This window comes from Achromobacter xylosoxidans (genome assembly GCF_002192695.1).
In the GTDB taxonomy this organism is placed as follows: Bacteria; Pseudomonadota; Gammaproteobacteria; order Burkholderiales; family Burkholderiaceae_B; genus Achromobacter; species Achromobacter xylosoxidans_C.
In genome coordinates this window covers 214,482-225,552 of sequence record NZ_MTLG01000053.1, presented here as the reverse complement: position 1 = coordinate 225,552, position 11,071 = coordinate 214,482, and the positions used below count along the sequence as shown (strand labels likewise).

Genomic DNA, 11,071 nt, shown 5'->3' with positions numbered 1-11,071 from the left:
CCTCGTTCATACGGGCAATTCGGTGGTCGACAGGATCTCTTTCAGGACGAAAAACGTGCGGATCTGGCGTACGCCGGGCAGCTTGATGATCTCGCCCGCATGCAGCTTGTTGAAGCGCTCCAGGTCGCGGATGCGCAGCATCAGGAAGTAGTCGAACTCGCCCGCAACCAGGTGGCATTCCAGACAGCCGCTGATGCCGCGCGCCGCGGCTTCGAAATCCGTGAAGGACTCCGGCGTGGAGCGGTCGAGCACCACGCCCACGATGACCAGGGTGCCCATGTCCACTTCCGCCGGTTCGAGCAGGGCGACGGTCTTGCGGATGATGCCTTCGCTCTTGAGCTTTTCCACGCGGCGCAGGCAGGCGGCCGGGCTGAGATGGACGCGCGCGCTCAGTTCCAGATTGGTGATCTGGGCGTCCTGCTGCAGGACTCGCAGGATGTTGCGATCGATGCGGTCCAGGCTGGAAATGGCTGGCATTTGATACGTCCCTGAAAATTAAATTTCGATCAAGAATCCAATATTCAAATATTAAATAGAATTTCTTGAACCTATTTAATTATTTTCCTTTTAAACAATAAAAATACGCAATTGACGATAAATCTTTGAAATTCCTATGATTTTTCCATCCGCGCCACCCGGCCGGCACAGGAGAACTCACATGGATCTGCAACGATTTCCGCGCCACCGCCTGACCTTCGGCGACACCCCCATCGAAAAGCTCGAGCGCCTGTCCGCGCACCTGGGCGGCAAGGTCGAGATCTACGCCAAGCGCGAAGACTGCAACAGCGGCCTGGCGTTCGGCGGCAACAAGCTGCGCAAGCTGGAGTACCTGATCCCGCAGGCGCTGGAACAGGGTTGCGACACGTTGGTCACCATCGGCGGCATCCAGTCCAACCACACCCGCATGGTGGCCGCCGTGGCCGCCAAGCTGGGACTGGCCTGCGTGCTGGTGCAGGAAAACTGGGTGGACTATTCGGACGCGGTTTACGACCGCGTCGGCAACATCATGATGAGCCGCCTGATGGGCGCCGACGTGCGCCTGGTGGACCAGGGGTTCGACATCGGCTTTCGCCGCAGTTGGGAAGAGGCACTGGAAGACGTCCGCAAGCGCGGCGGCAAGCCCTACGCGATTCCGGCCGGCGCGTCCGACCACGAGCTTGGCGGCCTGGGCTACGTCGGCTTCGCCGAGGAAGTGCGGCGCCAGGAAGCCGAGCTGGGCTTCAAGTTCGACTACATCGTGGTATGCGCGGTCACGGGCAGCACGCAGGCCGGCATGGTGGTGGGCTTTGCGGCGGATGGCCGCGCGGACCGCGTCATCGGCATCGACGCCTCGGGCACGCCGGAGCAGACCCGGGCGCAGATCCTACGCATCGCGCGGCGCACGGCCGACATGGTCGGACTCGGGACCGCCATCGAGGAGCGCGACGTGGTGCTGGACACCCGCTATGCCTACCCGGCCTACGGCCTGCCGTCGGCCGAAACCAACGAGGCCATCCGTGTTTGCGCCCGGCTCGAGGGCATGATGACCGACCCGGTCTACGAAGGAAAATCCATGCAGGGCATGATGGACATCATCCGCCGCGGCGAGATTCCGGCAGGTTCGCGGGTTCTGTATGCGCACCTGGGGGGGTGCCGGCGATCAACGCCTACAGCTTTCTCTACCGCAACGGATAAGGGCGCCTACGGCGCCTTCGGCTGGCCTTGCGGCGACCTGCGCTGAAAGGCCGGCCAGGCCCAGGGCTTGCCAGTCCTGGCCGCCAGCGCCCATGATGAGCGCAGGAAGCGCAGCCCAGCCGGCGTATCCGCCGACTGGGCTTTTCGTGTGGGCTGACCATTCCCGCGTGTGGTCGCCGCATAATTATGTACATAGTTTGTATACAAAACTATGATTTCCAGCTATGGTGCTGAGCATCAGGAAGTCGTCCGCCCAACCACACCCGCCGTTGCATTCTGCCCGCCTGTCCATGACCGTCTACGATTCCACGCTCCCCTACCCTCGCGACCTGGCCGGCTACGGCCGCAATCCGCCGCATGCCCGATGGCCGGGCCAGGCGCGCATCGCGGTGCAGTTCGTGCTGAATTACGAGGAAGGCGGTGAGAACAGCGTGCTGCATGGCGACGCCGGGTCCGAACAGTTCCTGTCGGAAATGTTCAACCCCGCCAGCTATCCCGAACGCCATCTGAGCATGGAGGGCATCTACGAATACGGCTCGCGCGCGGGCGTATGGCGCATCCTGCGGGAGTTCGAGAAGCGCGGGCTGCCGCTGACCGTGTTCGGCGTCGGCATGGCCTTGCAACGCCACCCGGAACTGACCGCCGCCTTCACGGAACTGGGGCACGAGATCGCCTGCCACGGCTGGCGCTGGATCCACTACCAGCACATCGACGAAGCCACCGAACGCGAACACATGCGCCTCGCCATGGACGCGATCACGCAATTGACCGGCAGCCGTCCGTTGGGCTGGTACACGGGCCGCGACAGTCCGCGCACCCGGCGCCTGGTGGCCGACTACGGCGGCTTCGAGTACGACAGCGACTACTACGGCGACGACCTGCCCTTCTGGATGCGCGTGCAGAAAACGGACGGCAGCGTGGTGCCGCAACTGATCGTGCCCTACACGCTGGACTGCAACGACATGCGCTTCGCGCTGCCGCAAGGCTATTCGCACGCCGATCCCTTCTTCCAGTACCTGAAGGACAGCTTCGACGCGCTCTACGCCGAAGGCGACGAAGCGCCCAAGATGATGAGCATAGGCATGCACTGCCGCCTGCTGGGGCGGCCCGGCCGCATCGCCGCGCTGCAACGCTTCCTGGACCACATCGCCCGCCACGACCGCGTCTGGGTCTGCCGGCGCCTGGACATCGCGCGCCACTGGCAGGCGGCGCATCCCTACACCCCCAACGCCTGAACAGGACGGCCATGGCCCACACCCTAGCCCAACTCAATGCGGCGGCGCCCACGGACGCCGCCGCCATGCTCGACGCCCTGTACGGGCACGCGCCCTGGATCGCCGAACGCGCGCTTGGCCACCGGCCGTTCCGCTCGTTGGCCGACCTGGCGCAGCGCTTGCGCCACGCCGTGAACGAAGCGGACGCCGAAGCCCGGACGGCGCTGCTGCGCGCCCATCCCGAACTGGGAACCGCGCACGGCACGCGCCTGGATCCGGATTCGGCGCGCGAGCAGGATCTGGCCGGCCTGGCCGGCTGCACGCCCGCCGAACTGGCGCGCCTGCAGGAGCTGAATGCCGCCTACCTGGCCCGGTTCGGCTTTCCCTTCGTCCTGGCCGTGCGTGGCGCTCGCGGCGCCGGCATGGCGCGCCAGCAAGTGATCGACGAGTTCGCCCGCCGGCTGGACAACCCGCCCGACCTGGAGTTCGAAGAGGCCCAGCAGCAGCTGCACCGCATCGCCGAAATCCGCCTGCGGGATAGCTTTGGCGCCGAGCCAGCCATCGGCAACGACATCTGGGACTGGGGCGAGCAACTGGCCGTCCATAGCGATCCGGGCTATGCCGAAAAGAGCCAGTTGACCGTCACCTACCTGACCGCAGCCCACCGCGCCTGCGCCGGGCTGTTGTCGCAATGGATGCGCGATTGCGGCTTTGACGAAGTCGGCATCGACGCCGTGGGCAACGTGGTCGGCCGCTATCTGGCCGCCCGCCCCGACGCCCCCACCCTCATGACCGGCAGCCATTACGACACGGTGCGCAATGCCGGCAAGTACGACGGCCGGCTGGGCATCTTCGTGCCGATGGCCTGCGTGCGCGAACTCCACCGCCAGGGCAAACGCCTGCCCTATCACCTGGAAGTCATCGGCTTCGCCGAAGAGGAAGGGCAGCGCTATCGCGCCACCTTCCTGGGTTCGGGCGCGCTGATCGGCGACTTCAAGCCGCAATGGCTGGACCAGCAGGACGCCGACGGCGTCAGCATGCGCGACGCCATGGCGCAGGCCGGCCTGCGCAGCGAGGACATCCCCAAGCTCAAGCGCGACCCCGCCCGCTACCTGGGCTTCGTCGAGGTCCATATCGAGCAGGGCCCGGTGCTGTACGAAATGGGGCTGCCGCTGGCCGTGGTCACTTCGATCAACGGCTGCGTGCGCTACCAGGTGCGGATCAACGGCCTGGCCTGCCACGCCGGCACCACGCCCATGAACCGCCGCCGCGACGCCGCCACCGCCAGCGCCGAGCTGGCCTTGTACGTGGAGCAGCGCGCCGCCCGCGACGGCGACTCGGTAGGCACCATGGGCATGCTGGAAGTCCCCGGCGGCTCGATCAACGTGGTGCCGGGAGAATGCCGCTTCAGCCTGGACCTGCGCGCGCCCAGCGACGCGCAGCGCGATGCGCTGGCGCGCGACGTGCTGGCCGAACTGGAAGCCATCTGCCAGCGCCGCGGCCTGCGCTACACGCTGGAAGAAACCATGCGCGCCGCCGCCGCGCCCAGCGATCCCGCCTGGCAACAGCGCTGGGAACGCGCCGTGGACGCGCTGGGACTGCCCGTCCACCGCATGCCCAGCGGCGCGGGCCACGACGCCATGAAGCTGCACGAGGTCATGCCCCAGGCCATGCTGTTCGTGCGCGGCCAGAACTCCGGCATCAGCCACAACCCGCGCGAATCCACCTCCAGCGACGACATCCAGCTTGCCGTGCTGGCGTTCCTGAGCCTGCTCGACGACCTCGCCAACGACACCAAGTAAAGACCATGACCGACTACGCCCGACTCGACGCCTGGGTTGACGCCCACTTTGACGAAGAAGTCCGCTTCCTGCAGGAGCTGGTGCGCGTGCCGACCGACACGCCGCCCGGCAACAACGCGCCGCACGCCGAACGCACGGCCGCATTGCTGCAAGGCTTCGGCCTGGACGCCGAGGCCCATCCGGTGCCGGCGCAGGAGGTGCGGGACTATGGACTGCAATCGATCACCAACCTGATCGTGCGCCGCGAGTACGGCGCGGGCGGCCCGCGCGTGGCGCTCAATGCCCACGGCGACGTGGTGCCGCCGGGCGAAGGCTGGGAACATGACCCGTACGGCGGCGAAATCGACAACGGCAGTCTCTATGGCCGCGCCGCCGCCGTCAGCAAGAGCGACTTCGCCAGTTTCACGTTCGCCTTGCGCGCGCTGGAAGCCGTCGCCCGCCCCCGCCGCGGCGCGGTCGAATTGCACTTCACCTACGACGAGGAATTCGGCGGCCTGCTCGGCCCCGGCTGGCTGCTGTCCCAAGGACTGACCAAGCCCGACCTGCTGATCGCCGCCGGTTTCAGCTACGAGGTCGTCACCGCGCACAACGGCTGCCTGCAGATGGAAGTGACCGTGCACGGCAAGATGGCCCATGCCGCCATCCCCAGCAGCGGCGTGGACGCGCTGCAAGGCGCGGTCGCGATCCTGAACGCGCTGTACGCGCAGAACGCGCGGTACCGGGAGATCCGCTCCGAGGTGCCGGGCATCAGCCACCCCTACCTGAACGTCGGCCGCATCGAAGGCGGCACCAACACCAACGTGGTGCCGGGCAAGGTGGCGTTCAAGCTGGACCGGCGCATGATCCCCGAAGAAAACGCGGCCGAAGTCGAAGCCGACATCCGCCGCATCATCCAGGAAACCGCCGCGTCAGTGCCCGGCATCAGCGTGGACATCAAGCGCCTGCTGCTGGCCAATTCCATGCGCCCGCTGCCGGGCAGCCAGCCGCTGGTGCAGGCCATCCAGAAACATGGAGAGGAACTGTTCGGCGAGCCCATCGCCGCCATGGGCACGCCGCTCTATACCGACGTGCGCCTGTACGCCGAAGCGGGCATCCCTGGCGTGATCTACGGCGCCGGACCGCGCACCGTGCTGGAATCGCACGCCAAGCGCAACGATGAGCGGGTGGTGCTGGAAGACCTGCGGCGCGCCACCAAGGTCATCGCCCGCACATTGGCCGACCTGCTGGACGCCGCCTGAGGCGGCCGCCCGGCAGGACCGGCCGGGCGCCTCACGCCAGTTTCATCACCCGGCGCCAGAACAGGATCGCCACCGCCACGAAGACGGCCAGGCCCAGGAACGAGGCCGTGTGCTCGAAGCCTGCGCCCGCGATCGCCAGCGGCGCTTCGGTGCCGGCCGCGCCGATGATGCCGGCCATCAGCACGCCGACCAGGCTTTCGCCCACGATCAGGCCCGAGGCGATCAGCACGCCGCGGCGGTTGGCCGCGTCGGCAAACTGTTCGTAGGGCTTGCCGGCGGCGGCGCGACGGCGCAGGGCGCGTTCCAGCAGCCATGCCAGGACCGCGCCGACCACGATGGGCGCGGCAACGGTGGGCGGCAGATAGATGCCGATACCCACGGCCAGCACCGGAATCCGGGCCACGCGGCAGGTGCGCTTCATGATCTCGTCCACCACGATCAGGCCCACGCCGACCGCCATGCCGATCAGGATCATGGTCCAGTTGAGCTGGTGCGTGAAGATGCCGCGCGCGATCGCCAGCATCAGTGTCGCCTGCGGCGCCGACAGGGCCTGCGCCGGGTCCATGCCCTCGCGCGGCATGGCGTCGGCAAAACCGTAGGCGTTGTAGAGCAGTTCCAGCACCGGCGAAATCACCGCCGCGCCGGCCACGCAGCCGATCAGCAGCGCCACCTGCTGGCGCCAGGGCGTCGCGCCCACCAGCCAGCCGGTCTTCAGGTCCTGCAGGTTGTCGTTGGAAATGGAGGCCACCGCCACCACCGCCGAGGTGCTGAAGATCGACAGCGCAATCGCCATCTGCACGCCGTTCTGCGCGCCCAGCAATTCGCCGCCCAGCGCCAGCATCAGCAGCGACACCAGCACGATGGCGACAATGCCCACGCCCGAGATCGGACTGGTCGACGAGCCCACCAGGCCAGCCATGTAGCCGCAAGCCGCGGCCACCAGGAAGCCGAAGACGAAGGCGAACAGCACGGCGTAGGCCACCAGCTTCCAGATGCCGGCGGGCGAGAGCGGCGCGCCGGACAGGAACACCTGGAAGGTCACCACAAGAACCGCCACCAGCACCAGCGTCACGGCCGAGATCCAGCCGGCCGACAGGTCGCGCTCGGTGCGCGGCGCGCGTCCGGCACGGGCCGCGCCCGCCTTGGTCAGGGCCGCGAACGAGGCCTTGACGCCGCGCGCCATCGGCATGAACAGCGTGGCCAGCGTCCAGATGGCGCCCACGCCGATCACGCCGGCGCCGATGAAGCGCACCTGCGAGGCCCACAGGCCGGTGGCGTATTTCGCCAGCGACGTGCCCGCGGGCATGTCGCCCATGGCAGTCAGGATGGGTACGGCAATGCCCCACGAAATGATCAGCCCGGTCAGCATGGCCAGGCCGGCGACGATGCCGATCAGATAGCCCGCGCCCAGCAGCGCCAGCGAGAAGCCCATGGGCAGCCGGAACACCGCGCCGCCCAGCGCGAACCAGCCGCTGACGCTATCGCCCAGCACGCGCAGGCCGCTGGCCGCGAAGCTGACGGCGGCAGCGACCACGCCGCCGGCCACGATGTCGCCCATGCCGGTCTCGGCCTTGGCCGGCGCGCGTCCGTCCTCCGCGGCCTCGTCCTGGGCGCGCTCGGCGCTGCCCACCCGCAGGATTTCAGCGGCGGCCACGCCTTCCGGATACGGCAGGTCGCTCTGCACCACCATCACGTGGCGCAGCGGAATGGTGAACATCACGCCGAGCATGCCGCCCGCCGCGCAGATGCCCAGCGTCTGCCAGAACGGGAAGCCCTGCCAGTGCCCCATCATGACCAGGGCCGGCAGGATGAAGATGATGGAGGACAGCGTCCCGGCCGCGGAGGCCTGGGTCTGCACCATATTGTTCTCGAGGATGTTCGCGTCCTTGAACAAGCGCAGGACGGACATCGAGATCACCGCCGCCGGAATGGCGGATGAGAACGTCAGGCCGACTTTCAGCCCCAGGAAGACGTTGGAGGCCGTAAAGATCACGGTGATGATTGCGCCCAGGAGGATGCCGCGGAACGTAAGTTCGGGCAACGTGACCTCTGCCGGGACGCTGATGGGTTGGGTCATTGCAGTATTTCCTATCATGCCAGCCGCGAATTCTAGCGCCTTCGCGTCCACCCAGCGGCCACGCCCCTGGGGCGGTCGCTAGGTGCATCCTCGGCATAAGCTGCCGCCGGTCGCAAAACCTGCAACAGATTATGCTGAATTTTCGGGAATTCCCCCAAAATTTTGATTACCCATGCCTGGGGCTAGGGTCTAGCATGGACGTCACAACAGGAGACGACCAGACCATGCGCGACGCCAGTTCCGCCCGCCCCGGGCAAGACATCCAACACGACGCCGACCCCGCCGAAACCGCCGAATGGCGCGACGCGCTGGAATCGCTGGTACAGGCGGAAGGTTCCGAACGGGCGGGCTATGTGCTGGACAATCTGCTCGGCCATGCCGCCTCGCTGGGCCTGCGCGCCAACAGCCAGACCCGCACCGCCTACCTCAACACCATCCCCGCCGACCAGGAGCCGCCCTTCCCCGGCAACCTGGCCGTGGAGGAGCGCATCGCCCGCATCAACCGCTGGAACGCGCTGGCCATGGTGGTGCGCGCCAACCAGGCGCACGGCGAGCTGGGCGGCCACATCGCCAGCTACGCCTCGGCCGCCGACCTGTTCGAGGTAGGCTTCAACCACTTCTTCCGCGCGCAGAGCCAGGAAGGGCCGGGCGACCTGGTCTACATGCAACCGCATTCGGCGCCCGGCGTGTACGCCCGCGCCTACCTGGAAGGCTTCCTCGGCGAAGAGGACCTGGCGCATTTCCGCCAGGAGATCACGGCTGGCGCGCGCGGCCTGCGCGGACTGTCGTCGTACCCGCACCCGTGGCTGATGCCGGACTTCTGGCAGTTCCCCACGGGCTCGATGGGCATCGGCCCCATCAACGCCATCTACCAGGCGCGCTTCATGCGCTACCTCGAACACCGTTCGCTCATGCCCGGCGGCGACCGCAAGGTCTGGGGCATCTTCGGCGACGGCGAAATGGACGAACCCGAATCCATCGCCGCGCTGACGCTGGCCGCGCGCGAAAAGCTCGACAACCTGGTGTTCGTGGTCAATTGCAACCTGCAACGCCTGGACGGCCCGGTGCGCGGCAATGGCCGCATCATCGACGAACTCGAAACGCTGTACGCGGGCGCCGGCTGGAACGTCATCAAGCTGGTCTGGGGCAGCGACTGGGACGCCCTCCTGCGCCGCGACACCAACGGCGCCCTGGCGCGCGCCTTCGCCAATACCGTGGACGGACAGTTCCAGACCTTCGCGGCCAATGACGGCGCCTTCAACCGCGCCCATTTCTTCAACCAGAATCCCGAACTGGCCGCCCTGGTGGCCGACTGGAGCGACGAGGCCATCGACCGTCTGCACCGCGGCGGCCATGACATGGTGAAGATCCATGCCGCCTACCACCGCGCAGCCAACCATCGCGGCCAGCCCACCGTGATCCTGGCGCAGACCAAGAAGGGTTTCGGCATGGGCTCGGCCGGCCAGGGCAAGATGACCACGCACCAGCAGAAGAAGCTGGACGACGAGGCGCTGCTGGCCTTCCGCGACCGCTTCGCGCTGCCGATCTCGGACGCCGACTGCCTGGCGCTGAAGTTCTACCGTCCGGCCGAGGACAGCGCCGAACTGCGCCACCTGCAGGCGCGCCGCGCCGCCCTGGGCGGCCACATTCCCCGCCGCAACACCGAAGCGCCGCGCCTGGCGCCGCCCGAGGCCGAACATTGGGCGCGCTTCGCGCTGGCCGCCGACGGCAAGGAGATGTCCTCCACCATGGCCATCGTGCGCATGCTGACCGCGCTGCTCAAGGACGGCACCGTGGGTCCGCGCATCGTGCCCATCGTGGCGGACGAGGCGCGCACCTTCGGCATGGCCAACCTGTTCCGCCAGATCGGCATCTATTCCGCGCAAGGCCAGCTCTACCAGCCCGAGGACATCGGCTCGGTGCTGTACTACCGCGAGGCCCGCGACGGCCAGATCCTGGAAGAAGGCATCACCGAGGCCGGCGCGATTTCCTCGTGGACGGCCGCCGGCACCAGCTACTCGGTCAACGGCCTGCCGATGCTGCCCTTCTATATCTATTACTCGATGTTCGGCTTCCAGCGCATCGGCGACCTGATCTGGGCCGCCGCCGACCAGCGCACGCGCGGCTTTCTCATCGGCGCCACCTCCGGCCGCACCACTCTGGGCGGCGAAGGCTTGCAGCACCAGGACGGCTCCAGCCACATCATTGCGGCCACCGTGCCCAACTGCCGCGCCTATGACCCGGCCTACGCCTTCGAGGTCGCCGTCATCGTCGAACACGGCATGCGCCGCATGCTCGACGAACAGCGCGACGAGTTCTACTACCTGACCGTCACCAACGAAAACCTGGCGCAGCCGGACATGCCGGCGGGCGAGGACGTGCGCGAGGGCATCCTGCGCGGCATGTACCGCCTGCGGCCCGCGCGCGCGCAGGCCCAGGTGCGCCTGCTGGGCGCGGGCCCGATGCTGCGTGAGGCGGAACTCGCGGCAGAACGCCTGCAGGCCGATTACGGCGTGGACGCGGAAGTCTGGAGCGTCACCAGCTACTCCGAGCTGGCGCGCGCCGGCCGCGAAGCCGAACGCGCCCGCGCGCTGGGCCTGCCGGCCAGCGTCGACTGGGTCCGGACCTGCCTGGGCGCAAGCAACGCCCCGGTCGTCGCAGCCAGCGACTACGTGCGCGCCGTGCCCGAGCAAATCCGCGCCTGGGTGCCCGCGCCCTACCGCACGCTGGGCACCGACGGCTTCGGCCGCAGCGACACCCGCGCCCAGCTGCGCGACTTCTTCGAGGTCAGCGCGGACTGGATCGTGCTGCACGCCCTGGACAGCCTGGACCGCCAGGAAGACGCCAAGGCGTTGCGCGCCCGCTTGAATGCCGGCGCGCGCCAGACGCCGCCTTGGGAACTGTAGGATTGCGATCCGCGATGCAGCGAGGCCTTGCGCAAAATCGTCCATTCGCTGCACCGCAACAACCAATCGCCCGCGCTTTCTGTTGAAATACGGGTGTTCCCAAGCATTTCCAAAAAAATACGGCGGGCCGCGAGCCCGCCTTTTTCAATCCGTCTTCCTT

6 protein-coding genes and 1 pseudogene are annotated in these 11,071 nt (G+C 67.5%); 5 read left to right on the top strand and 2 right to left on the bottom strand.

Translation table 11 applies throughout. The annotated features are described in order from the left end of the window. Positions 1-6: 6 nt before the first annotated feature. Positions 7-477, bottom strand: a complete 471-nt coding sequence (locus BRO63_RS07510; RefSeq protein WP_088139114.1) for an Lrp/AsnC family transcriptional regulator — start codon at positions 475-477, stop codon at positions 7-9. A 181-nt stretch (positions 478-658) separates the two neighbouring features. Here BRO63_RS07510 and BRO63_RS07505 point away from each other — a divergent pair. The 4 genes and pseudogenes from BRO63_RS07505 (at position 659) to BRO63_RS07490 (ending at position 5,928) form a co-directional block, all read left to right on the top strand. Next, a pseudogene (locus tag BRO63_RS07505) lies at positions 659-1,674 on the top strand (1-aminocyclopropane-1-carboxylate deaminase). Between the two features lie 290 nt (positions 1,675-1,964). Further along, on the top strand, positions 1,965-2,909 hold the full coding sequence (gene puuE / locus BRO63_RS07500) for an allantoinase PuuE (protein ID WP_088139199.1): 945 nt from the start codon (positions 1,965-1,967) through the stop codon (positions 2,907-2,909). 11 nt (positions 2,910-2,920) lie between these two features. Next, the gene (gene uraD / locus BRO63_RS07495; protein WP_088139113.1) at positions 2,921-4,690 is read left to right on the top strand and encodes a 2-oxo-4-hydroxy-4-carboxy-5-ureidoimidazoline decarboxylase; all 1,770 of its coding nucleotides are present in this window, start codon (positions 2,921-2,923) and stop codon (positions 4,688-4,690) included. A 5-nt stretch (positions 4,691-4,695) separates the two neighbouring features. Next, positions 4,696-5,928, top strand: a complete 1,233-nt coding sequence (locus BRO63_RS07490; protein ID WP_088139112.1) for a M20 family metallopeptidase — start codon at positions 4,696-4,698, stop codon at positions 5,926-5,928. A gap of 31 nt (positions 5,929-5,959) precedes the next feature. Here the strand turns inward: BRO63_RS07490 and BRO63_RS07485 are convergent, their stop codons facing one another. Next, a complete protein-coding gene (locus BRO63_RS07485) occupies positions 5,960-8,005 on the bottom strand; it encodes an OPT family oligopeptide transporter (protein ID WP_088139111.1) in 2,046 nt (681 codons plus the stop codon). Positions 8,006-8,229: 224 nt separating this feature from the next. Here BRO63_RS07485 and mdeB point away from each other — a divergent pair, with 224 nt between their 5' ends. After that, the gene (gene mdeB, locus BRO63_RS07480) at positions 8,230-10,911 is read left to right on the top strand and encodes an alpha-ketoglutarate dehydrogenase (protein WP_088139110.1); all 2,682 of its coding nucleotides are present in this window, start codon (positions 8,230-8,232) and stop codon (positions 10,909-10,911) included. Positions 10,912-11,071: the final 160 nt, after the last annotated feature.